The organism is Micromonospora sp. RTP1Z1 (genome assembly GCF_033804685.1).
In the GTDB taxonomy this organism is placed as follows: domain Bacteria; phylum Actinomycetota; class Actinomycetes; order Mycobacteriales; family Micromonosporaceae; genus Micromonospora.
This window is the reverse complement of the sequence record NZ_JAPFQV010000017.1, coordinates 24,113-44,750: the sequence shown is the minus strand read 5'-3', so window position 1 is coordinate 44,750 and position 20,638 is coordinate 24,113. Positions and strand designations below refer to the sequence as shown.

Sequence of the window (20,638 nt, the reverse complement as noted above, 5' to 3'; positions counted from 1 at the left end):
TGGATCGGACGGTCGTGGCCCTGACGACGGGCGGAGGGTGTGCAAACGCGGCGCGACGGTGGCGCGGAACGATCCGCGGGACGTACCCGGTCGGGTCGGCGGGGTTCGCGGCGCGGCGGGGAATCGGCGGGCCCGCGCGGTGGCGGCCGGCCGGATCAGATGCGCGGGGGACCGCGCCGGCCGACGGCGTCCCGGCCGGGGTCGGCGCAGGCCGGGCCGGCCGCGGCGACCGGCCGGGTGGCGGACGTGCACCGGACCGACTCGGAGCGGGCCCCGGCCGGGCGCCCGCTCGGCGTGCCGGTCACCCGCTCGGCGGCGGTGACCCCGCTCAGGGCGACGGTGACCCGCTCGGCGGCGGAGCCGGGCCGCTGATCGGCGGACGCCAGGGCGACGGAAGCCGGGGAGACCCAGAACGCGGCCGGCCGACCGGACTCCCCAACCGGCCGGGGCAGCTCCGCGAAGGCGGGGCCGGCGGTCGTGCCGCCGAGCCCGACGACGAGCACCAGGGCCGTCACCGCCAGACGGGTCAGCTCCCGCAGGGTGCGCAGCGTCGCGGCCCAGAGGTGCGGGGCGAACGCTACGGGCAGCATCACCTCAACCTATCGGTCAGGTCCGTCTCATGCATCTCGACGATCTCCCGGTCGAGGTGACCCGTCCCACGGATGCGCTGACGTCCCCACCCTCACCCCAGGCCATCTCGTCCTCGGTCAGCCAGGTCAGCCGCTCGTCCGACTCTCCACATCGGGCTCGCCGCGCCCGTCGAGAACGCCGTTGCGGCGGCCGGGGTCAGGAGCCGGTGGCGGGTTCGGCGGCGAAGAGGGCGAGCAGGGCGCCGACCTGCTGGTCGGCCTCGGCTGGGTGTCGGAAGTGGCCGCTCGGGTTGACCGTGTACTCGTTGCGCCGCCCCACCCGGGTGCGGCTCAGGTAGCCGCCCGCCTCGAGGTCGGCCACGATGGCCTGTGCGGCCCGCTCGGTCACCCCCACCTCGTCGGCGACGTCGCGCAGCCGGGCGGTGGGGTTGCGCGCGATGGCCAGCAGCACGTGCCCGTGGTTGGTGAGAAACGTCCAGTTCCGGCTGCTCCCGTTCTGGCCTGCTGTCGTCGCCATGTGCGTCATCGTATGGCCCTTCGTTCGCGTTTCCGGCCCTGCCCTCGCCGGGGCGGCGTCGGGCCGTCCCGGCAGCGGTGGCGCGCCGGTCCCGTGGTCAAGTCTCGCTCAATGTATGAAATCCGTATCACGTAAATCTTGACGTATCTTTGGCTGCGTGTGACGGTTGGTGGCGAGGCGGCCTGCGCCGCCGGCCCGGCTGACCAGGTCGTTCCGCGCGAGGACGAGGTGAGGGAATTGACCCCGACCACTCCCGAGCAGGCGCTCGTCGAGCTGAACGCCGGAAACCGACGTTTCGTCACCGGCGTTCCGCGCCACCCCAACCAGGACGCCGGCCACCGCGCGGCGGTCGCCGACGGTCAGCACCCCTTCGCGGTGATCGTCGGCTGCTCCGACTCCCGCCTCGCCGCGGAGATCATCTTCGATCGCGGTCTGGGCGACCTCTTCGTGGTCCGGACCGCCGGCCACACGGTCGGTCCCGAGGTGCTCGGCAGCGTCGAGTACGCCGTTACGGTGCTCGGCACGCCGTTGGTGCTGGTGCTCGGGCACGACTCCTGCGGCGCAGTGCAGGCCGCCCGGGAGGCGGTCACCACCGGCCGGCTCCCCGCCGGGCACCTCGGCGCGTTGATCGACGCCGTGGTGCCCAGCCTGCGCCGGGCCGCGGCGCAGGGCGTAGAGGAGATCGACGGCATCGTGGACATCCACATCGCGCAGACCGTCGAGGCGCTGCTGGCCAATTCCGCCGTCCTGGCCAGCGAGGTGGCCGCCGGGCGGTGCGCGGTGGTCGGCATGTCGTACCAGCTCAGCGCCGGTCAGGTGCGGACGGTGACCACGGTCCCGGCGGGTGCGGTGACTCTGCCGCCGCCCGCGCAGCCCGGCCGCGCCGCGCGTGCCGCCGTCGGCGGCTGACCCCGACCACCCACGACAACGGCCGAAGGGCCGCCCCGCGGGTCGCGGGGCGGCCCCTCGGCCGGGGTACGTCGTCGGTCAGAGCAGCGACATGTGCACGTGGTCGGTGTGGTTGGAGGGCCCGCTGTAGGACTTCCAGCCGGTCGCCGGGAACCAGATCTGCCGGTTCCAGATCACGTAGTAGATGCCGAGCTGGTCCGCGTTGCGGATCAGGAAGGCGGCGACGTTGTTGCCGTACATCCGGGTGTCGTTGTTGTGCCAGGGGGCGAACCCGCTGTTCTGCAACGACCAGTCACAGGCCCGGCCCTTCGGGTGCTCCCACGGCCCGCCGGACCGGTAACAGCCGACGAAGCGGTTGAAGCCCGCCCGCTTGACCTCCTTGTACGCGTGCAGTGTGCGCGGCGTGATGCAGCCGGAGGTGGTGGGGTCGTTCTCGCTGCAGGACTCGGGCTTCCAGTCCCCGTCCGCGGTGCGACCGGGACCGATCCGGGCGACCGGTGAGGTGGCCGAGACCAGACCGCCAGTGAAGCCCTTCCCGCCGACCAGGGCGAGCGCCTTCTCCGTCTCGACCTTCTCCCGGGCCATCGCGTTCGTCAGCGTCTGCTGCGCGCGCACCTCGGCGTCGAGCGCCAGCTTGGCCTGCTCGGCGCGGGTCTTGATCGTGTTGACCTCGGCGAGTTTCTGCGCGTTGACCATGTTCAGCTCGTCGAGCGCGGCGGCCCGCCGGACGAACGAGTCCGGGGTGTTGCTCTCCAGCAGCATGGCGACCGCGCCGATCCGGCCGGTCCGGTACGACTGCGCCGCGATCTGGGTCACCTGTGGGCGCAGGGCGTCCAGTTGGCTCTGCGCCCCGCGTACCTCCGCGGCGCGCTGGAGCTGGCGTTGCTTCGACTTCGCCAGCTTGGTCTTCGCCTGGACGTAGTTGCGGTTGGCGGCCTCGATGGCGTCGGTGATGAGCGGCTTCTCGGCGTCCTCCTCGTGCCCCGAGGGGGTGGGAGGTGTCGTCGGCGCCGCGATCGCCGGGGCGGGGCCGACGACGATGGCGAACGCGGTGAGCACGGCCACCACGGGTGTCAACCAGCGGCGCAGAGGTGCCGTCACAGTGTTCCCTTCCATCGACCGCCGACCGAGTTAGCTGACGGGTTCGGGACGGAAGTGGCCCCTACCGCTCGCGCGGATTCACCCCATGTACCTGGTTCCCCGGCTCGCCGTGCGGCGATTGGGCGGCGGTACCGCAGGCGCCGCTGCGCGCCTTCGGCGGTGACCGGCAGCGAGGTTACCCGAGAGTGCTCCCGAGGATCTACGTCCGGAAGCCGACTAAAAGTGGTAATCCGGCGTGCCGCTCCGTGACCAGCATCGCGTTTGGCGCGGGCGGTCACGCTGCGCAGTTTCACCATGCGGTGTCCGTGCTCCTTTCCGGTCCGGCCCAGCCGTCGGGGGCGCCCGGTGCGGCGCCGGTGCGTCGTGCGCTGAGCGCCGCAAGCGCGGCGGCGGGTTCCGCGCGGGGACGGGACGCCGGCGCGGCGGACCCCGCCGCCGCGCCCCGACCGGCGGTGGTCACCAGGGCGGCCAGACCGGTGGTGAGGGGGACGGCGGCGATCAGCCCGATCGTGGCCACCGCGCTGCGGACGATCTCCTGCGCCATGAACTCGCTGGTGAGGATCTCGCTCACCGCTCGCGAGTCGGCGACGAGCAGGAGCAGCAACGGCAGCGAGGCGCCCGCGTACGCCAGCACGATGGTGTTGACCGTGGAGGCGATGTGCGCCCGGCCGACCCGGGTGGCCGCCCGGTACAGCTGCAACCGGGACAGCCCCGGGTTCGCGTGCGCCAGTTCGGTGACGGTGGCCGCCTGGGTGACCGTCACGTCGTCCAGCACGCCCAGCGAGCCGATGACGATGCCGGCCAGCAGCAGCCCGTGCAGGTCGACGTCGTGCTGGAACATCGACAGGGTGGTGGCGTCCTCGCTGCCGAACCCGGTCAGGTGGGTGGCCGCGGTGGCGAGCGTGCCGAGAATGCCGGTCAGCACCAGGCTGCCGAGGGTGCCGAGGACCGCCACCGAGGTCTGCGCGGTGATCCCGTGGGTCAGGTACAGCACCACGAACATGATCAGCGCCGAGCCGACGATCGCCACCAGCAGCGGCGGCTGGCCGGCGCCGATCCCCGGCAGCACGAAGCCGAGCAGGATCGCGAAGCTCGCGGCCAGGCCGCCCAGCGCGGCCAGCCCCCGCCAGCGGCCGAATGCGACGATGGCGACGGCGAAGAGCGCCGCCAGCCAGATCAGCGGCTTGCCCCGCTGGTGCTCGGCGATGTTGTAGCTCTTCGTGGCGGGATCGGCCGGATCCACCAACTCCACCAGGATGATCCGGTCGCCGACCTCGACCGTGGGCGCGCCGGGGCCGGCGGGGATCGGCGTCTCCACCTGGCGGCCGGCGTCCGGGCCCTGTTCGACCGCGACGCCGACCCTGCCGCAGGGCCCGGTCGAGCCGCCCGGGGTGCCCTCCGGCACCTCCGCCGCAGGCGGGCACGGCTCGGTCACCACCCGGCTCACCGTGCCGTGGTACCGCGGCACGTCCGCGGCCCGGTCCGGTGCCGGGGTGTCCCGGGGCCAGAGCACCAGGGCGGCGAGCACGGTGAGGACGAACAGCGGGACCACCGTCCCGACGAGGATCCGTCGTACCCGCGGCGGGGCGGACGGAGCGGGACCGCTGTGGTCGGCGCCCATGGTGTGTCTCCCAACGATGCTCACGGCGGAGTACGTGTCCCCGGGCCGGTCGGTTCACCGGACCGGCGGGGGGCGCCCGCGGCGCGGCGGTCGCCGCGGCCGTCGTCGGGAATGCTAGTCAGCCGCGCTTCATCAGCCGGCCGACGGCGGCCATCATCTCGCTGGCCATCTCGTCGGCCCGGCCCTCGGCGGCGCCCTCGTGCATGCAGTGCCGGGCGTGGCCGTCGAGCAGGCCGAGCGCCACCTTGTCGAGGGCGGCCTGGATGGCGGAGATCTGGGTGAGCACGTCGATGCAGTAGCGGTCGTCGTCGACCATCTTCTCGATGCCGCGGACCTGGCCCTCGATGCGGCGGAGCCGTGCGAGGAGCTGGTCCTTGCTGGCGGTGTAGCCCCGGGTCGGGGTCGTCGGTGCGGTCATGACGCCCAGGATAGCGTACCCCTCGGGGGTATGGTACGGTGCTGATCTGCTGATACCCCAAGGGGGTACCGGTAATGCGAGATAGCATGGGACCGGCGGAAGGGGAGTTGCGATGGTCACCACCACCTACCAGGTGCAGGGCATGACCTGCGGGCACTGCGTCAACTCGGTGAGCGCCGAGGTCGGCGCGATCCCGGGCGTCAGCGACGTCCAGGTCGACCTGGCCTCCGGCCGGGTCAGCGTCACCAGCGAGAGCCCGTTGGACACGGACACCGTCCGCGCCGCCATGGACGAGGCCGGCTACGACCTCGTCGGGGCGTGACGGGTCCGCGGACCCTAAGGAACCGAGGTATCACGATGAACACGGCGACGAAGCTGAGTGGCTTCGCCCTCGGCCTCGCGGCGGTGTTCGGCGCGGCGTACGGGGTCGGCCAGGTGGCCGGCCCTGACACCCCCGCCGTCGCGACCCGCCACGACGCCGCCAACGCCGGTCACGCCGACGGTGACCACGCGACCGGCGCCGCCCCCACCAGCCACCTGCCCGGCGGACTGCTCGTCTCCGACCGCGGCTACACGATGCAACCGGTCACCGAGCCCGCCGGGGAGTTCGCCTTCCGGATCACCGGCCCGGACGGCGCGCCGGTCACCCGCTACGACGTGGCGCACGACAAGCGGATGCACCTGATCGTCGCCCGCCGGGACCTCTCCGGCTTCCGGCACGTCCACCCGGAGCTGGCCGCCGACGGCACCTGGCGGGTCGCCTCGCCGCTCGCCGGCCCCGGCGTCTGGCGGGCGTTCGCCGACTTCACCCCGACCGGCGGGGAGCCGCTGACCCTAGGGGTCGACGTCACCGTCCCCGGCGCCCTTGAGGAGCGGCCGCTGCCGACGCCGGCCACCAGCGCCACCGTCGATGGCTACACCGTCACGCTCACCGGCACCCCGCAGCCCGGCCGTACCGCCCAGCTGACCCTGACCGTCAGCCGGGACGGGAAGCCGGTCACCGACCTTCAGCCCTACCTCGGGGCGTACGGGCACCTGGTGGCGCTGCGGCAGGGCGACCTGGCGTACCTGCACGTCCACCCGGACGGCGCACCCGGCGACGGGCGCACCGCGGCCGGGCCGGCGGTGACCTTCTTCGCCGAGGTGCCCTCGGCCGGCAGCTACCGCCTCTTCCTGGACTTCCGGCACGGCGGCGCCGTGCACACCGCCGAGTTCACCGTCGTGGCCGGCGACCCGGGCGTCCCCGCGACCACGGCCGCGCCGGCCGCCCCGGCCTCCCCGACCGCCGACGCCGGGCACGGCGCCCCCGGCCACGGGCACAATTGACAGGAGGTGCCGCGATGACATCGACCGCCAAGTCCCTACCGGTCGCCCCGAACCTGATCGAACTGGCGATCGGCGGCATGACCTGCGCGTCCTGTGCCGCCCGGATCGAGAAGAAGCTCAACCGGATGGACGGCGTGGAGGCCACGGTCAACTACGCCACCGAGAAGGCCACCGTCCGGTACGCCGACGCGGTCGCCCCCGCCGACCTGATCGCCACCGTGGAGAAGACCGGCTACACCGCCGTCGTGCCGCCCCCGCCGAAGCCGGGCGGGGCGGAGCCGGCCGGCGAGCCGGTGGACCAACTGCGCGGACTGCGTACCCGGCTGTGGGTGTCGGTGGCGCTGACCGTACCGGTGATCCTGCTCGCGATGGTGCCGGCCTGGCAGTTCGACTACTGGCAGTGGCTGTCGCTGACCCTGGCCGCCCCGGTCGTGGTCTACGGCGGGCTGCCGTTCCACCGGGCCGCCCTCATCAACCTGCGGCACGGCGCCGCCACCATGGACACCCTGGTCTCGCTGGGCACCCTGGCCGCGTTCGGCTGGTCGCTCTGGGCGCTCTTCCTCGGCGACGCCGGCATGCCCGGGATGACCCACCCGTTCCGCTTCGACATCACCCGCACCGACGGCGCCGGCAACATCTATCTGGAGGCGGCGGCCGGGGTGACCGTCTTCATCCTCGCCGGCCGCTACTTCGAGGCCCGCGCCAAGCGGACCGCCGGCGCCGCCCTGCGCGCCCTGCTGGAACTGGGTGCCAAGGACGTGGTGGTGCGCCGCGGCGGCCAGGAGATCCGCGTCCCGGTGGAACAGCTCGCGGTGGGGGACCGGTTCGTGGTCCGGCCCGGCGAGAAGATCGCCACCGACGGTGTCGTCGAGGAGGGCGCCTCCGCGGTCGACGCCAGCATGCTCACCGGCGAGTCGGTGCCGGTCGAGGTCCGACCAGGCGACACCGTGGTCGGCGCGACCGTGAACGCCGGTGGCCGGCTGGTCGTCCGGGCCACCCGGATCGGCGGGGACACCCAGCTCGCCCAGATGGCGAAGCTGGTCGAGGCGGCGCAGACCGGCAAGGCGGCCGTGCAGCGGCTCGCCGACCGGATCTCCGGGGTGTTCGTGCCGATCGTGATCGCCCTGGCCGTCGGGACGCTGGGCTGGTGGCTCGGCACCGGGGCGGGCACGACCGCCGCGTTCACCGCCGCGGTGGCCGTACTGATCATCGCCTGCCCGTGCGCCCTCGGCCTGGCGACGCCGACCGCGCTGCTGGTCGGCACCGGGCGCGGCGCCCAGCTCGGCATCCTGATCAAGGGTCCGGAGGTGCTGGAGTCGACCCGCCAGGTGGACACCGTGGTGCTGGACAAGACCGGCACCGTCACCACCGGAAAGATGACCCTGGTCGACGTGCTCCCCGCCGCCGGTCAGGACGCCGAGGAGCTGCTCCGGCTGGCCGGGGCGCTGGAGGCCGCCAGCGAGCACCCGATCGCCCGGGCCGTCGCCGCCGGCGCCGCCGAGGCGGGGGCGCTGCCCACGGTGACCCGGTTCGGCAACGTCGAGGGGCTCGGCGTGACCGGGTCGGTCGACGGCCGCGAGGTGGTGGTCGGGCGGCTCCGGCTGTTGCGGGAGCGGGGTCTGGACGTACCGGAGGAGGTCGTGCGGACGGTGACCGACGCGGAGGCCGCCGGACGGACGGCGGTCCTCGCGGGCTGGGACGGTCGGGCCCGTGGGGTCCTCGCGGTGGCCGACGTGGTCAAGCCGACCAGCCAGACGGCGGTCGCCCGGCTGCGCGGGCTGGGACTCACCCCGGTGCTGCTGACCGGGGACAACGCCACGGTCGCGAAGGCGGTGGCCGCCGAGGTCGGCATCGACCAGGTGATCGCCGAGGTGCTGCCGGCCGACAAGGTGGACGTGGTCCGGCGGCTCCAGGCCGAGGGGCGGACGGTGGCGATGGTCGGTGACGGCATCAACGACGCCGCCGCGCTGGCCCAGGCCGACCTGGGGCTGGCCATGGGGACCGGCACGGACGTGGCGATCGAGGCGTCCGACCTGACCCTGGTCCGGGGTGACCTGACCGCCGCCGTGGACGCCATCCGGCTCTCCCGGCGGACTCTCGGGATCATCAAGGGCAACCTGTTCTGGGCCTTCGCCTACAACGTGGCCGCCCTGCCGCTGGCCGCCGCGGGCCTGCTCAACCCGATGATCGCCGGGGCCGCGATGGCCTTCTCCTCGGTCTTCGTGGTGGCCAACAGCCTGCGGCTGCGCCGCTTCCGCCCGGTCGGCTGATGCCGGCGCCGGGGGCTCACTTCCTCACCGTCGGGTCAGCGCCGTTGGTGACGGAGGGTTGAGCAACCGGACGTGGGGGTACTTCGAGGGCGTAGCGAAAACCGCTGAGTGGAGGTTCGCATGGGTATCGACGACAAGATCGACAACGCGTCCGAAAACACCGCCGGCAAGGTCAAGGAAGGCGTCGGCCGGGCCACCGACGACGAGCGCCTCGAGGCCGAGGGTCGCAACGAGCAGGCCAACGCCAACCTCAAGCAGGCCGGCGAGAAGATCAAGGACGCCTTCAAGAGCTGACGTACCGCTCTCGCACGCCGGGCCGGCAACCGCCGGCCCGGCGTGCTGCGCGCCCCCGGTCGACGTCCCGGCCGGGGCGCGGCCTGCCGAGGCGCCACCTCGCTGGCAGGATGGTCTGTCGCCGCTCGATCTGTTGGGGCGCGGGCGGCAGCACGACAGTGAGCCCCATCACCGAGGGCCGTCCGTGGACGGCCGCCGACCGTACGGGGAGAACGATGTCCGGTACCACCGCGATCCGTACCGCCACCCTGGTGACGTTGACCGCGCTCGCCGCGGGCTGCCAGTCCACGGGGGAGGAGAGCGCCGCGCCGGCCGGCACCACGGCCGCCGCGCCCAGCGCCTCCGCCCCGGCCGCCGGGACCCCCGCCACCGCCGCGCCCTCCCCGGTGACGGCGGCGAACACCGCGACGGTGTGCGCCGGCGTCGACAAGCTGATCATCGCGAGCAGTCGGAAGATCGCCGACGACTCGGCGGCTGCGACCCGCCGCGAACTCACCCCGGAGCAGGTCAACGCGCAGCTCAAGGGCAACCTCACCGACCTGGCCGACGACGTACGCGGGCAGGCCACCCGGGCGCAGGACCCTGAGATCAAGGCCCTCATCGCGGCCACCGCCGACCGGATCGACGCGGGTGCCAGGTCCGCCACCCCGGTGAAGTGGCTGACCTCGACCTTCGTCGGCATCCCGCGGCACCTCACCGACGAGTGCCACGCCTGACCGTCCGTCCACTCCGATCAGCGCGGCACCCGCGCGCGAACTCATCGGTCGGCGGCCAGCCGGGCGGCGCGTACCTCCAGATAGCGCCGCTCCGGCAGGCTGGTGGTGCCCCGGGCGGCGGCCAGGTACGCCGTCCGCGCCGCCGCCCCGTCGCCGGCCAACTCCAACAGGTGGGCGCGGACGGCGGCGAGGCGGTGGTGTCCGGCCGTCCGCTCGTCGGCGTCCAGCGGCGCCAGCAGGGCGAGCCCGGCGCGCGGACCGTCCACCATGGCCACCGCGGCGGCCTGGTTGAGGGTGACCATCGGGTTCGGCGCGATCCGGGCCAGCAGCCGGTAGAGGGCGACGATCTGCGGCCAGTCGGTCTCCGCCGCCGAGGGCGCCTCGGCGTGCACCGCGGCGATCGCCGCCTGCACCTGGTACGGCCCGGGGGGCGACCAGGTCAGGGCCTCGGTCACCAGGGCGATCCCCTCCTCGATCGCGGCCCGGTCCCAGCGGCTCCGGTCCTGCTCGGCCAGCGGGACCAGCTCACCCGTGGGACCGGTCCGGGCGGCCCGGTGCGCGTCGGTGAGCAGCATCAGCGCGAGCAGTCCGCCGACCTCGCCGTCGTCGGGGAGCAGCCGCCGCAGCTCCCGGGCCAGCCGGATCGCCTCCCCGGTCAGCTCCGCCCGGTGCAGGTCGGGCCCGCTGGAGGCGGTGTAACCCTCGTTGAAGACCAGATAGAGCACGTGCAGGACGGCACCCAGCCGGTCGTCGCGGTCCGCCGCCGACGGCAGGACGAAGCGGGCGCCGGTCGCCTCGATCCGCCGCTTGGCCCGGCGGATCCGCTGACTCATGGTCGCCTCCGGCACCAGGTACGCCCGGGCGATCTGCGCGGTGCTCAGGCCGCCGACCGCGCGCAGCGTCAACGCCACCTGCGCCGGGACGGTGAGCGCCGGATGGCAGCAGAGGAAGAGCAGCGTCAGCGTGTCGTCCCCGGCCGGCGGCTGTTCGTCGGCGGGCGGCGCCACCGCCGCGTACCCGGGCTCGCGGAGCGCCACCGCGACCTCGCGGTCCCGGCGGGCCCGTTCGCTGCGCCACGCGTCGGTGAGCCGCCGGGTCGCCACGGTGACCAGCCAGGAGCGCGGGTGCTCCGGCAGGCCCTGCTCGGGCCACTGCACGGCGGCGGCGAGCAGCGCCTCCTGCACGGCGTCCTCGCAGGCGTAGAACTGGCCGTGCCGCCGGACGAGGACGGCGAGGACCTGCGGCGCCAGGGTGCGCAGCAGGTCCCCGACGGCATGGTCGGCAGCGGTCACATCTCCGTCCCGGCCTCGTCCATGACCGGCCGCACCTCCAGCACCCCGACGCCCCGCCGGACGTCCGGCCAGCTCGCGGCGATCTCGGCGGCGCGCTCCGGGCTCTCGCAGTCGACCATCAGGTAGCCGGCGAACTGCTCCTTGCTCTCCATGAACGGGCCGTCGGTGATCTCGGCGCGACCGCCGACGGCCCGGACCGTCCGGGTCTGCGACGGGTCGGCGAGCGCCTGCCCGCCGACCAGCTCACCGGACTCGGTCAGCTCCTTCATGATCTCGTCGACCTCGCCGAAGATGGCGTTCCGCTCCGGCTCGGAGAGCTCCTCCACGAAGCCGGGACGGTTCCAGATCAGCAGCATGTACTTCACGGTGCACTCCTCGGGTACGGGCCACAGGTGTGGGCGCCACTCGGTGAGGGGTCGGAGCCGAGGCGCCGTACCCGACATCATCGCCCGAGGAAATCAGGAGAGCTGTCAGGGCCGCCCGCGTACCGACCGGCGGGCCGGGGCGCCGGCGTCGAGCGAGGCCCGGTCGGCGGCCGAGGTCCCGGAGTTCCAGCCCTCGGCGTCCCGCACCTGAAGGCGGTGCCGGGTGACCCCGGGGAAGAGGGTGTCCAGCCGTTCCCGGACGGCGTCCGAGCGGGCCGCGAGCACCGGCAGCAGCCGGTCGTCGCCGCGCTCCTCGGCCGCCTCCCGGTTCGCCGTCTCGGTGGCCGCCCGCAGTCGCTCGCCGATCCGTAGCGCGAAGGCGTTCAGGAACGACTCGTCGTAGCCCTTGGTGCGCCGGCTGCCGGTCTTCGTCCGCCGCTCGCCCCGGCCGCGCAGCATCGCGCCGGTGGCCTGCACCAGCAGCGAGGTGTGCAGCAACTCGACCGCCGCCAGCTCCGCCGGGAAGCCGAGCACGGTGGCGAAGCCGAGGTCGTCGGACCAGATCGACTCGCACCGGTTGGCCGCCGCCACCTCCTGGATGAGCAGCGCCTTCGCCGCCGCGTACGGGGCGTCGGTGCTCAACCGGACCCCGCCCGGCTGGTCCGGCCGTTCGGCGGTCGCGTCGAGCAGGGCGGCGTCGATGCTGTGCCGGGCCATCAGCTCCTGGGCCTTGCCGGTCAGCGCCTCCGCCTCGGCCGGGAAGGTGGTCGACTCGGCCTTGGCCAGCAGCGCCCGCACCCGGTCCAGCATCCGCGACCCGGACACCGGGGCGGCCACCCGCGCAGTGGCGGCCGGACCACCCGGCGGTGGGCGGAGCACCGCGATCGGGGGGAGTCCCTCGACCAGGCCGAGGGCGTCGACCGCGTCGCGCAGCGCGCTGATCCGGTCGACGCCCGCCCGGGCCGCCCACCGGTTCAACCAGTCGACGTCGGTGTCCCACCCGGCGTCCAGCTCGGCCACCTGCTCGTCGAACCACTGCGGAACGGGCCCGGGCAGGGCGGCGCGCTGGGCCGCGACCGCCTCCCGGACCAGCCGGGCGGCGTGCGGGTCGAGCCGTCGGACGGCGATCCGGTCCAGGTCGGCCGGCTGCCAGCCGCGCCGCCAGAGGCGGCCGGCGCCGCGGACCAGCCGGGCGAGCAGAGCGGCGTCGACCGCGGGGCCGTCGCCGACCACCAGCCGGTCCAGCGCGCGTTCCGCCGCGCGTACGTCGGTGCCGCGCGCCCCCACGAGGGCGTCAGCGACCAGGTTGTCGGCGTCCGGCACGGCTTTGGCCCCTTCTCCACGGTCGTTCCGGTGCGGCCGACCCCGGGTGGCGAGGTGCGCACCCGCCCCGAACGGTACCGGCGCCCCGGGCGCCGCGACCCGTGAGCGACCTCACCATCACAGGGTCCGCCGGGATTCCGGCCCGGTCGGTCAACCGACCGGGCCCGCTGTCCGTACTCCTGGGCGGATCAGGGCCGGCGCGACGGACGGAGATCGATGTGGGCGGGCGTACCACGCGGGACGGCGGCCTGCACCGCCGGCTCCGGGCGTTCCGCGCCGGCTCGATGACCCTGCTGGCGGTGGTGGTGGCGGTCGGGCTGGCCACCGCTGGCGCGTACGCCGCCCGGCGCGGCGGCCCCGAGCTGCTGGCCACGGCCGGTGCCCGCCCCGCAGGCCCGGCCCCGGCGCGCCCGGCGGCGTCGACGCCCGCGCCGGCCGTGCCGGCGGCGGGCCGGGTCGCCCACCCGCCCGAGCCGGCCATCAGCTACCCACCCCGGGGTACGGGGAGCTTCCGCACCGCCACCGCCCTCGGCGCGGTGGCGGGCCGCGGCGGCCGGCTGCTCCGCTACCGGGTCGCGGTCGAGGAGGGCATCGACGAGGTGGACGTGGAACGCTTCGGCCGGGAGGTCGCGGTGATCCTCGCCGATCCGCGGGGCTGGACCGGCGGCGGCGAGTGGCGGTTGCAGCGGGTGGGCCCGGACACCCGGGCCGACTTCGCCGTGCTGCTGGCCACCCCGGTGACCCGGGGCGAACTCTGCGCGGACCCGACCGACCACTACACCTCGTGCCGCAACGGCGATCAGGTGGTGATCAACGTCGGCCGGTGGGCCCGCGGCGTCCCGCAGTTCGACGATCTGGGCAGTTATCGGCAGTACCTGCTCAACCACGAGGTCGGTCACCGCCTGGGCCGGGGCCACGAGCTGTGTCCCCCGGCCGGCGGGCCCGCGCCGGTGATGGAGCAGCAGACGCTCGGCCTGCACGGCTGCACGCCGAACGCCTGGCCCCGGGTGGCCGGCGCCCTGCACACCGGCCCGTCCGGCCAGTACGACGACCCGATCCCCGCCGAGGGCTGACCGGGTCGCCGGGCGGCGGGTGAATACTGGGCGGGTGGAGAGCGTCCGACCCCGCCTGCTGCTGGTCGAGGACGACCGTGCCCTGACCGGGCTGCTGGTCGACCTCCTCGACGAGGAGGGGTACGCCGTCGACGTGGCCGCCGACGGACACAGCGGCCTGCACCACGCGCTGACCCGCGACTACCAGCTCCTGGTGGTGGACCGGGGGCTGCCCGCCCTGGACGGGCTGTCGCTGGTCACCCGGCTGCGCGCCCAGGGGGTCACCTGCCCCGTCCTGATGCTCACCGCCCGGGGTACCGTGCAGGACCGGGTGGAGGGGTTGGACGCCGGGGCCGAGGACTACCTCGCCAAGCCGTTCGACGTGGCCGAGCTGCTGGCCCGGCTCCGCGCGCTGCGCCGTCGCCACCCGGACGCGGCGGGTTGGCTGCCGCTGGGCCGGCGCCGGCTGGACGTGGCCAACCGCCGGGTGCTCGACGGGCCCGCGGAGATCCCGCTCTCGGCCCGCGAGTTCGCCGTCCTGCACGCCCTGGCCGGCCGGCCGACGAAGGTCTTCACCCGCGCCGAGCTGCTCAGCGCCGCGTTCGACTACGCCGACGCGCCGGGCACCGTGGACGCCTGCGTCCACCACCTGCGCCGCAAGCTGGGCCGGGACACCGTCCGGACCGTGCACGGGCTGGGCTACCGGCTCGGCGCGAGCTGAGCGAGGCGGGGAGCGGCGTGGACGAGGCCCGGCTGGCGCACGCCCGCCGCCGCAGCGTCGCCCAGACGGCGGGCGCCATCGGTTTGGTGCTGCTGCTGGTCGGCGCGCTGACGTTCGTGCTGACCAGCCGACAGGAGTCCCGGGCCCTGGACGCCGGGATGGCCCAGGTGCTGGCGATGGCCGAGGACGTGGACGACCCGCCGCCGGGGCAGTTCCTGGCCCGGCAGCGGCCCGGCGTGGACGCCGGGCCCGAGGTGACCCCGAGCGCGTCGCCGGAGCTGGCGCGCGCGCTCGACGATGCGGTGCGGGGGCGTCCGGGCCGGTTCGACACCAGCGCCGGTGACGACCGGCCGATCCGGGTGTTGGTCGCCCGCCGGGCGGACGGCAGTCGGTGGGCGGTCGCCGCCGACCTGGGGCCGCTGCGCCGGCAGCGGGGGGAGCTGGCCGTCGCGTTGCTCCTGGCCGAGCTTGCCGGGCTGGCCGGCGCGCTGGTGGCCGCCGCGCTGCTGGCCCGCCGGGCCGTCGCGCCGCTGGCGACCGCGCTGACCCTGCAACGCCGCTTCGTCGCTGACGCGTCGCACGAACTGCGCACCCCGCTGACCGCGCTGCACACCCGGGCGCAGCTGCTGGCCCGGCGGGCCCGGACCCGGCCGGCGGAGGCCCTGACCAGCCAGCTCGACCAGCTCGTCGCGGACACCCGGGCGCTCGGTGAGGTGGTCGAGGACCTGCTGGTCTCCGCCGCCGCCGAGCACCAGCCGCTGCCCGACACGGTGGTCGACCTCGCCGAGGTCGCCCGCGAGGTGGTGGCCAGCATGACCGACCACGCCCGGAGCCGGGAGGTGGAGCTGCTGGTGGCGGCCCCCGACCCGGCGCCGGTGCGGGGCGCCCGGACGGCGCTGCGCCGGGCGTTGACCGCCCTGGTCGACAACGCCGTGGGCCACGTGCCGGCCGGGGGCCGGGTGCGGGTGAGCGTGGACCGGCAGGACGGGCGGGTGGCCGCGGCGGTGGCCGACGACGGGGTGGGGCTCGACCCGGCCGAGGCCGACCGGCTCTTCGACCGGTTCTCGCACGGCGGGTCGGGGGCGGGGCGTCGCTTCGGGCTGGGGCTGGCGCTGGTGCAGCACGTCGCGCGGGCGCACCGGGGCGCCGTCGAGGTCGCCGGCGCGCCGGGGCAGGGTGCGACGTTCACCCTGGTGCTGCCGGCGGCCTGACCCCGGCCGCGCATCCCGGGGCCGCCGCGGGCCGGTGGCCGGTGCAAGAACTTCGCAAGAAACGGTGGGCACTGTGGGGCCGGAGAATGAACCCCGACCGCCGAGGAGAGATCGTGCCCGACACCGTCAACGGACTGCCCGTGCACCCGCTCGTGGTGCACGCCGTCGTCGTCCTGCTGCCGCTGGCCGCGCTCGGCGTGGTCGCGCTGGCCGTCCGTCCGTCGTGGCGGGGCCGCTTCGGCGTGCTCGTCGTGGTGATCGCCGCGCTGGCCGCTGCCGCGATCCCGCTGGCCACGGACAGCGGCGAGAGCCTGGAGCGCCGGGTCGGCGACCCCGGCCGGCACGCCGAACTGGGCGACACGCTGATCTGGTTCGCGCTGCCGCTGCTGGTCGCCGCGGTCGCCCTGGTCTGGCTGCACCGCCGGGCCGGCCGCCCGGCCGACGGCGGAGCGGAGACGACCCGTCCGGTGCGCCCGGGGACGGTGGGCGTGGTGGTCGCGGTGCTGGCGGTGGCCGTCGCGGCGGCGAACCTGGTGCAGGTCTACCGGGTCGGCGACTCCGGTGCGAAGGCGGTCTGGGGCGACACCCCGGCGCAGACCGCCGCCGGCGGCGGGGACGGCGACTGACCCGCCCCGCACCGGCCCTGCGCCGCGCGTCCGACGGTGGTGAGATGGACCGCGGACACGTGGCGCGGGGCAGGGGTGTAGGCCCCCGGGAGAGGGGACGGCCGATGAGTCGGGTCGTGGTCACCGGAGGCAGCGGGAAACTCGGCCGCGCGGTCGTGGACGAGCTGCTCGCCCACTCGTACGACGTGGTGAACCTGGACCTGGTCGCGCCGGCCCCGCCGCGCTGCCCGTTCACCCGGATCGACCTGACCGACCAGGGGCAGGTGCTGGAGGCGTTCACCGGCATCGACGAGCGCTACTCGGGGGTGGACGCGGTGGTGCACCTGGCCGCCATCCCGGGGCCGGGCGTGGCCGGGAACGCGGTGACCTTCCGCAACAACATCACCGCCAGCTACCACGTGTTCTCCGCCGCCCGCGCGGTCGGCATCACCAACGTGGTCTGGGCGTCCAGCGAGACGCTGCTCGGCCTGCCGTTCGAGACCCCGCCGCCGTACCTGCCGGTGGACGAGGAGTATCCGGCCCGGCCGGAGACGTCGTACGCGCTGGCGAAGCATCTGGAGGAGCAGATGGTCGCCCAGTTCTGCCGCTGGGAGCCCCGGCTCAAGGCGATCGGGCTGCGCTTCTCCAACGTGATGGAGCCCGTCGACTACGCCGCCTTCCCGGGGTACGACGCCGATCCCCGGCTGCGCTCGTGGAACGCCTGGGGCTACATCGACGCGCGGGACGGCGCGCAGGCGGTCCGGCTGGCGCTGGATCACGAGGCGACCGGGATGGACGTCTTCATCATCGCCAACGCCGACACGGTGATGAGCCGTCCGAGCGCCGAGCTCGCCGCCGAGGTCTTCCCGGACGTGCCGCTGCGGCGGGAGCTGACCGGCAACGAGACGCTGCTCTCCATCGACAAGGCCCGTCGGGTGCTCGGCTACGAGCCGAAGCACGGCTGGCGTTGAGGAGGAGGTCCGGGTGGAGTACGTGAAGTTCGGGTCCACCGGCCTGGAGGTGTCCCGGCTCTGCCTGGGCTGCATGAGCTACGGCGATCCGGCCCGCGGCCCGCACCCGTGGTCGCTGCCGGAGGAGCAGAGCCGGCCGTTCATCCGGCAGGCGTTGGAGCTGGGCGTCACCTTCTTCGACACCGTGAACGTCTACTCCGACGGCACCAGCGAGGAGATCGTCGGCCGGGCGCTGAAGGACTTCGCCCGCCGCGACGACGTGGTCATCGCGACCAAGGTGCACGGTCGGATGGGGCCCGGGCCGAACCGGGGTGGGCTGTCCCGCAAGCACATCATGAGCGAGATCGACGCCAGCCTGCGCCGGCTCGGCACCGACTACGTGGACCTCTACCAGATCCACCGGCTGGACCCGGGCACGCCGATCGAGGAGACCCTGGAGGCGCTGCACGACCTGGTCCGCGCCGGCAAGGTCCGCTACCTCGGCGCTTCCTCGATGTACGCCTGGCAGTTCGCGAAGGCGCTCTGGGCGGCCGAGCGGCACGGCTGGACCCGCTTCGTCTCGATGCAGAACCACTACAACCTGCTCTACCGCGAGGAGGAGCGGGAGATGCTGCCGCTCTGCGCGGACCAGGGTGTCGCGGTGATCCCGTGGAGCCCGCTGGCCCGCGGGCGGCTGACCCGGGACTGGGGTGAGCGCACCGAGCGGGCGGAGACCGACGAGTTCGGCCGGGGGTTCTACGCGCGCACCGAGGAGCCGGACCGGCGGGTCGTCGAGGCGGTGGCCCGGATCGCCGAGGCGCGGGGCGTGCCCCGGGCGCAGGTGGCGCTGGCCTGGGTGGCGCGCCACCCGGCGGTGATCGCGCCGATCGTCGGCGCGACGAAGCCGCACCACCTGACCGACGCGGTGGCCGCGCTGGAGCTGGAGTTGACCGAGGACGAGGTGGCGCCGCTGGAGGCGCCCTACGTCCCGCACCCGGTGGCCGGCTTTTAGCCGGTCGTCGGGCCGGGCGGCGGCTCGGGCCCGGGGTCCGGCGGCCCGGTCCAGCGGACCAGCAGCACGGTCGCGTCGTCGGAGAGCTTGTCGTCCTGGTACCCGAGGATCGCGTGCACCAGCCGGCGGGCGGTCTCCGGCAGCGGCAGGTCGTCGGCGAGGGCCCGCAGGGTGAAGTCGACCAGCCGGTCCATCCCGAACGGTTCGCCGTCGGCCGACCGGGCCTCGCTGATGCCGTCGGTGTAGAAGAGCACGTCGTCGCCGGGTTCCAGGGCCTCCTCGATGACCACGGGGGGCCGCTGGTCACCGAGGGTGACCGGCAGGGCGGTGGGGGTGGGCAGCACCGTGGCGACCTTGCCCCGGCGGATCACCAGTCCGCTGGGGTGCCCCGCGGAGATCACCCGCAGGTGGCCGGTGCGCTGGTCGAGCTCGGCGAGCACGCCGGTGATCAGGCCGCGCCGGTCGTGTTCGCGGACCGCGGTGTCGATGTGGTGGTAGGTGTCGACCAGGTCGAAGCCGGCGCGGCGGGCGTTGCGGTAGGCGGCGAGCGCCAGGCTGGCCAGGATCACCGCCCGCATCCCGCCCGCCGACCCGTGGCCGACGGCGTCGAAGAGGGCGAGGTGGGCGGTGTCGCCGTTGACCGCGTAGTCGAAGGCGTCGCCGCCGACGTCGTAGCTGGGTTCCAGGATGCCGCTGATCACCATGCTGCCCGTGGAGAAGGTCAGTGGTGGCAGTTGGGCGCGGAGCATCTCGGCGGCCAGTCGCATCGGCGCCCGGCGGCGGATCCGCTCGACGGTGTCGCTGTAGAGCGACCGGGTGACCAGCAGGTCGGCGATCAGCGAGGCGGCGGCCTGGTACGCCGGCATCCGGTCGGTCGGCACCGGGGCCGGCGCGAGCACCTCGGCCACGCCGAGGCGTTCCAGGCCGTCCAGCAGCGGCAGCCAGAGCCGGGTGGCCGTCGTCGTCCGGTCCTCGCCCGCCGCGTCGGTCCGGCCCTCGCTCGGGTACGCCCGCAGCAGGCTGAACGCGCGGCCGGGAAGCGTGCCGTCGATGGTGATCGCCTCGCGCGGCGGTGAGTCGGCGGCGAGCATCGGCAGCAGTTCGCGCTGCTCGTGGTCGACCAGATACAGGATCATGTCGGTCCCGCCGAGCTGCGCGGCGGCCCGCCGGGCCAGGATCGGCAGGTCCTCCGGGCGGGCCTGGTGGGAGTGCCGGAGCAGGTCGTGCAGCGCTTCCCGCTCGCTCATGCCGTGTCCTTCCTGCCGTGCGATCCGTCCCCCAGGCCTTCCCCGTCGGCGGGGGCGGCAACGGCCGGCGGGTCAGCGGGGGAAGGAGGCCCAGATGTTCTTGGTGTGTTCGGCCGCGTACCAGCCGACGGCGAGGGAGGTCGCCTGGGCCAGCAGCAGCCCGCGACCGCCCGAGTCGAGGGGGCGGGTCTCGGCCAGTTCGGGCACGGTGGTCAGGTCGTGATCGGCGACGTCGAGGATGAAGCAGTCGTCGGCGGCGAGCAGCGTGACGATGGTCGGGGGGATGCCGTGTCGCAGCGCGTTGCTCGCCAGCTCGGTGGCGACCAGCACGACGAGGCCGGGCCCCTCGTCGAGTTCCTCCCCCTGGGCCAGGCCGTAGCGGGTCAGCGCCGCGCACAGCGAGGCCCGTAGCTCGCGCAGTTCCGCGGCGGTGTCGAGGTCCCACCTCTCGAGTTCGGTGGCCTGCGGCGGTGGCGGCGAGATGCGCAGCTGTCCCATGATCCTGCTCTACCCTGCGTAGCCACCAGCTAAGCGGGTGGGCGCTGACACATCATGTTCGCGGAAGAAAGAGGTGAGTCGAGGGCTTCCGGCCCCCTCGGCCAGAGCCCGCTCAGCCGGGGCCCGCTGACCTCCCGGCCGCGGCAGATCACCCCCGACAGCAGGGTCAGTTCGGTGGCCACCCGCACAGGTTATGCAGTGGCCGCGCCCGCGCCCGGCACCCGCATCCGCAGCGAGGACGCGGCGGGGCGCGACAGTCGGACGGGACCGTGGGCCGGTCACGATCCGGTTGCCGGGCGGTGCGGGTCGGCCCCCTGGTGAGATACCGTCGCCCTGTGATCGTCGAGGAGCACTGGTGGAACGGGGACGCGACGGTACGCGGCCGTCGTGATGTGTACATCCGCACAGATGGGCAGCGGTGGGAGGTTCAGGCGCAGATCGGTGGCGCTCTCGGCCGGTCGAAAGTGCAGGAGTGCCCCAGCCGTGGTTCGGCGAGCATCCTGGCCGGGGCGTGGCGCGGCGGCGACCCGTCCTGGCGCGAACTGCGCCGCTGACCGCGTCGCCGCACGCCGCCTGACGTCGGCCGGCCGCTGATGTCGT

23 protein-coding genes and 1 riboswitch are annotated in these 20,638 nt (G+C 74.5%); of the genes, 13 read left to right on the top strand and 10 right to left on the bottom strand.

Translation table 11 applies throughout. From position 1 onward, the window contains the following. Window positions 1–155: 155 nt before the first annotated feature. Complete coding sequence (locus tag SLP03_RS11495) at window positions 156–590, bottom strand: hypothetical protein (RefSeq protein WP_319460539.1); 435 nt, start codon at window positions 588–590, stop codon at window positions 156–158. A gap of 196 nt (window positions 591–786) precedes the next feature. Continuing rightward, window positions 787–1,116 carry a helix-turn-helix domain-containing protein gene (locus tag SLP03_RS11490; RefSeq protein WP_319460538.1) on the bottom strand — a complete coding sequence of 110 codons (330 nt, stop codon included), beginning with the start codon at window positions 1,114–1,116 and terminating at the stop codon, window positions 787–789. Window positions 1,117–1,344: 228 nt separating this feature from the next. Here SLP03_RS11490 and SLP03_RS11485 point away from each other — a divergent pair, with 228 nt between their 5' ends. Beyond that, window positions 1,345–2,016, top strand: a complete 672-nt coding sequence (locus tag SLP03_RS11485) for a carbonic anhydrase (RefSeq protein WP_319460582.1) — start codon at window positions 1,345–1,347, stop codon at window positions 2,014–2,016. A 78-nt stretch (window positions 2,017–2,094) separates the two neighbouring features. Here SLP03_RS11485 and SLP03_RS11480 read toward each other — a convergent pair whose 3' ends face one another. The 3 genes from SLP03_RS11480 to SLP03_RS11470 form a co-directional block, all read right to left on the bottom strand. Continuing rightward, window positions 2,095–3,117 (bottom strand): hypothetical protein, encoded by a 1,023-nt coding sequence (locus SLP03_RS11480; RefSeq protein ID WP_319460537.1) that lies wholly within the window; start codon window positions 3,115–3,117, stop codon window positions 2,095–2,097. Between the two features lie 3 nt (window positions 3,118–3,120). Then, a riboswitch (cyclic di-AMP (ydaO/yuaA leader) is annotated at window positions 3,121–3,252 on the bottom strand. Between the two features lie 154 nt (window positions 3,253–3,406). Then, window positions 3,407–4,738 carry a YibE/F family protein gene (locus SLP03_RS11475; RefSeq protein ID WP_319460536.1) on the bottom strand — a complete coding sequence of 444 codons (1,332 nt, stop codon included), beginning with the start codon at window positions 4,736–4,738 and terminating at the stop codon, window positions 3,407–3,409. 118 nt (window positions 4,739–4,856) lie between these two features. Further along, window positions 4,857–5,156 (bottom strand): metal-sensitive transcriptional regulator, encoded by a 300-nt coding sequence (locus tag SLP03_RS11470; RefSeq protein WP_130331164.1) that lies wholly within the window; start codon window positions 5,154–5,156, stop codon window positions 4,857–4,859. 112 nt (window positions 5,157–5,268) lie between these two features. Here SLP03_RS11470 and SLP03_RS11465 point away from each other — a divergent pair, with 112 nt between their 5' ends. From SLP03_RS11465 to SLP03_RS11445, 5 genes are all read left to right on the top strand, one after another. Beyond that, on the top strand, window positions 5,269–5,478 hold the full coding sequence (locus tag SLP03_RS11465; protein ID WP_319460535.1) for a copper ion binding protein: 210 nt from the start codon (window positions 5,269–5,271) through the stop codon (window positions 5,476–5,478). A 35-nt stretch (window positions 5,479–5,513) separates the two neighbouring features. After that, complete coding sequence (locus SLP03_RS11460) at window positions 5,514–6,482, top strand: hypothetical protein (RefSeq protein ID WP_319460534.1); 969 nt, start codon at window positions 5,514–5,516, stop codon at window positions 6,480–6,482. A gap of 14 nt (window positions 6,483–6,496) precedes the next feature. Beyond that, the gene (locus tag SLP03_RS11455; protein WP_319460533.1) at window positions 6,497–8,752 is read left to right on the top strand and encodes a heavy metal translocating P-type ATPase; all 2,256 of its coding nucleotides are present in this window, start codon (window positions 6,497–6,499) and stop codon (window positions 8,750–8,752) included. 120 nt (window positions 8,753–8,872) lie between these two features. Continuing rightward, window positions 8,873–9,046, top strand: coding sequence for a CsbD family protein (locus SLP03_RS11450; RefSeq protein WP_089011428.1), 174 nt, complete (start codon window positions 8,873–8,875; stop codon window positions 9,044–9,046). 215 nt (window positions 9,047–9,261) lie between these two features. Beyond that, complete coding sequence (locus SLP03_RS11445; RefSeq protein ID WP_319460532.1) at window positions 9,262–9,762, top strand: hypothetical protein; 501 nt, start codon at window positions 9,262–9,264, stop codon at window positions 9,760–9,762. A 41-nt stretch (window positions 9,763–9,803) separates the two neighbouring features. On the opposite strand, the gene SLP03_RS11440 is transcribed toward SLP03_RS11445, so the two are convergent. The 3 genes from SLP03_RS11440 to SLP03_RS11430 all read right to left on the bottom strand — a co-directional run bounded on the left by SLP03_RS11440 (window position 9,804) and on the right by SLP03_RS11430 (window position 12,742). Then, window positions 9,804–11,054 carry an RNA polymerase sigma factor gene (locus tag SLP03_RS11440; RefSeq protein WP_319460531.1) on the bottom strand — a complete coding sequence of 417 codons (1,251 nt, stop codon included), beginning with the start codon at window positions 11,052–11,054 and terminating at the stop codon, window positions 9,804–9,806. Further along, window positions 11,051–11,410 (bottom strand): YciI family protein, encoded by a 360-nt coding sequence (locus tag SLP03_RS11435; protein WP_319460581.1) that lies wholly within the window; start codon window positions 11,408–11,410, stop codon window positions 11,051–11,053. The genes SLP03_RS11440 and SLP03_RS11435 overlap by 4 nt, the downstream gene beginning before the upstream one ends. A gap of 114 nt (window positions 11,411–11,524) precedes the next feature. Further along, window positions 11,525–12,742 (bottom strand): DUF2786 domain-containing protein, encoded by a 1,218-nt coding sequence (locus SLP03_RS11430; protein WP_319460530.1) that lies wholly within the window; start codon window positions 12,740–12,742, stop codon window positions 11,525–11,527. 218 nt (window positions 12,743–12,960) lie between these two features. Here SLP03_RS11430 and SLP03_RS11425 point away from each other — a divergent pair, with 218 nt between their 5' ends. From SLP03_RS11425 to SLP03_RS11400, 6 genes are all read left to right on the top strand, one after another. Further along, entirely contained in the window at window positions 12,961–13,815 is an 855-nt protein-coding gene (locus SLP03_RS11425) for a DUF3152 domain-containing protein (protein ID WP_319460529.1), read from the top strand. Between the two features lie 34 nt (window positions 13,816–13,849). Beyond that, window positions 13,850–14,515: a response regulator transcription factor gene (locus SLP03_RS11420; RefSeq protein WP_319460528.1), complete on the top strand. Its 666-nt coding sequence runs from the start codon at window positions 13,850–13,852 to the stop codon at window positions 14,513–14,515. Window positions 14,516–14,532: 17 nt separating this feature from the next. Continuing rightward, complete coding sequence (locus SLP03_RS11415; protein ID WP_319460527.1) at window positions 14,533–15,726, top strand: HAMP domain-containing sensor histidine kinase; 1,194 nt, start codon at window positions 14,533–14,535, stop codon at window positions 15,724–15,726. A 113-nt stretch (window positions 15,727–15,839) separates the two neighbouring features. Beyond that, window positions 15,840–16,352 carry a DUF2231 domain-containing protein gene (locus tag SLP03_RS11410; RefSeq protein ID WP_319460526.1) on the top strand — a complete coding sequence of 171 codons (513 nt, stop codon included), beginning with the start codon at window positions 15,840–15,842 and terminating at the stop codon, window positions 16,350–16,352. 104 nt (window positions 16,353–16,456) lie between these two features. Next, the gene (locus SLP03_RS11405; protein ID WP_319460525.1) at window positions 16,457–17,302 is read left to right on the top strand and encodes an NAD(P)-dependent oxidoreductase; all 846 of its coding nucleotides are present in this window, start codon (window positions 16,457–16,459) and stop codon (window positions 17,300–17,302) included. A gap of 13 nt (window positions 17,303–17,315) precedes the next feature. After that, window positions 17,316–18,293 (top strand): aldo/keto reductase, encoded by a 978-nt coding sequence (locus SLP03_RS11400; RefSeq protein ID WP_319460524.1) that lies wholly within the window; start codon window positions 17,316–17,318, stop codon window positions 18,291–18,293. On the opposite strand, the gene SLP03_RS11395 is transcribed toward SLP03_RS11400, so the two are convergent. Together SLP03_RS11395 and SLP03_RS11390 are read right to left on the bottom strand one after the other, a co-directional pair. After that, window positions 18,290–19,540: a PP2C family protein-serine/threonine phosphatase gene (locus SLP03_RS11395; RefSeq protein WP_319460523.1), complete on the bottom strand. Its 1,251-nt coding sequence runs from the start codon at window positions 19,538–19,540 to the stop codon at window positions 18,290–18,292. The genes SLP03_RS11400 and SLP03_RS11395 overlap by 4 nt on opposite strands. Before the next feature lie 72 nt (window positions 19,541–19,612). Then, the gene (locus SLP03_RS11390) at window positions 19,613–20,038 is read right to left on the bottom strand and encodes an ATP-binding protein (protein WP_319460522.1); all 426 of its coding nucleotides are present in this window, start codon (window positions 20,036–20,038) and stop codon (window positions 19,613–19,615) included. Window positions 20,039–20,373: 335 nt separating this feature from the next. Between SLP03_RS11390 and SLP03_RS11385 the strand changes: the two genes are divergently transcribed. Further along, on the top strand, window positions 20,374–20,592 hold the full coding sequence (locus SLP03_RS11385) for a hypothetical protein (RefSeq protein WP_319460521.1): 219 nt from the start codon (window positions 20,374–20,376) through the stop codon (window positions 20,590–20,592). Window positions 20,593–20,638 lie beyond the last annotated feature (46 nt).

Coding starts and splice junctions, on each gene's coding strand:
- SLP03_RS11495 (WP_319460539.1), bottom strand. CDS start 590: ATGCTGCCCGTAGCGTTCGCCCCGCACCTCTGGGCCGCGACGCTGCGC.
- SLP03_RS11490 (WP_319460538.1), bottom strand. CDS start 1,116: ATGACGCACATGGCGACGACAGCAGGCCAGAACGGGAGCAGCCGGAAC.
- SLP03_RS11475 (WP_319460536.1), bottom strand. CDS start 4,738: ATGGGCGCCGACCACAGCGGTCCCGCTCCGTCCGCCCCGCCGCGGGTA.
- SLP03_RS11470 (WP_130331164.1), bottom strand. CDS start 5,156: ATGACCGCACCGACGACCCCGACCCGGGGCTACACCGCCAGCAAGGAC.
- SLP03_RS11465 (WP_319460535.1), top strand. CDS start 5,269: ATGGTCACCACCACCTACCAGGTGCAGGGCATGACCTGCGGGCACTGC.
- SLP03_RS11460 (WP_319460534.1), top strand. CDS start 5,514: ATGAACACGGCGACGAAGCTGAGTGGCTTCGCCCTCGGCCTCGCGGCG.
- SLP03_RS11455 (WP_319460533.1), top strand. CDS start 6,497: ATGACATCGACCGCCAAGTCCCTACCGGTCGCCCCGAACCTGATCGAA.
- SLP03_RS11450 (WP_089011428.1), top strand. CDS start 8,873: ATGGGTATCGACGACAAGATCGACAACGCGTCCGAAAACACCGCCGGC.
- SLP03_RS11445 (WP_319460532.1), top strand. CDS start 9,262: ATGTCCGGTACCACCGCGATCCGTACCGCCACCCTGGTGACGTTGACC.
- SLP03_RS11435 (WP_319460581.1), bottom strand. CDS start 11,410: ATGCTGCTGATCTGGAACCGTCCCGGCTTCGTGGAGGAGCTCTCCGAG.
- SLP03_RS11405 (WP_319460525.1), top strand. CDS start 16,457: ATGAGTCGGGTCGTGGTCACCGGAGGCAGCGGGAAACTCGGCCGCGCG.
- SLP03_RS11395 (WP_319460523.1), bottom strand. CDS start 19,540: ATGAGCGAGCGGGAAGCGCTGCACGACCTGCTCCGGCACTCCCACCAG.
- SLP03_RS11390 (WP_319460522.1), bottom strand. CDS start 20,038: ATGGGACAGCTGCGCATCTCGCCGCCACCGCCGCAGGCCACCGAACTC.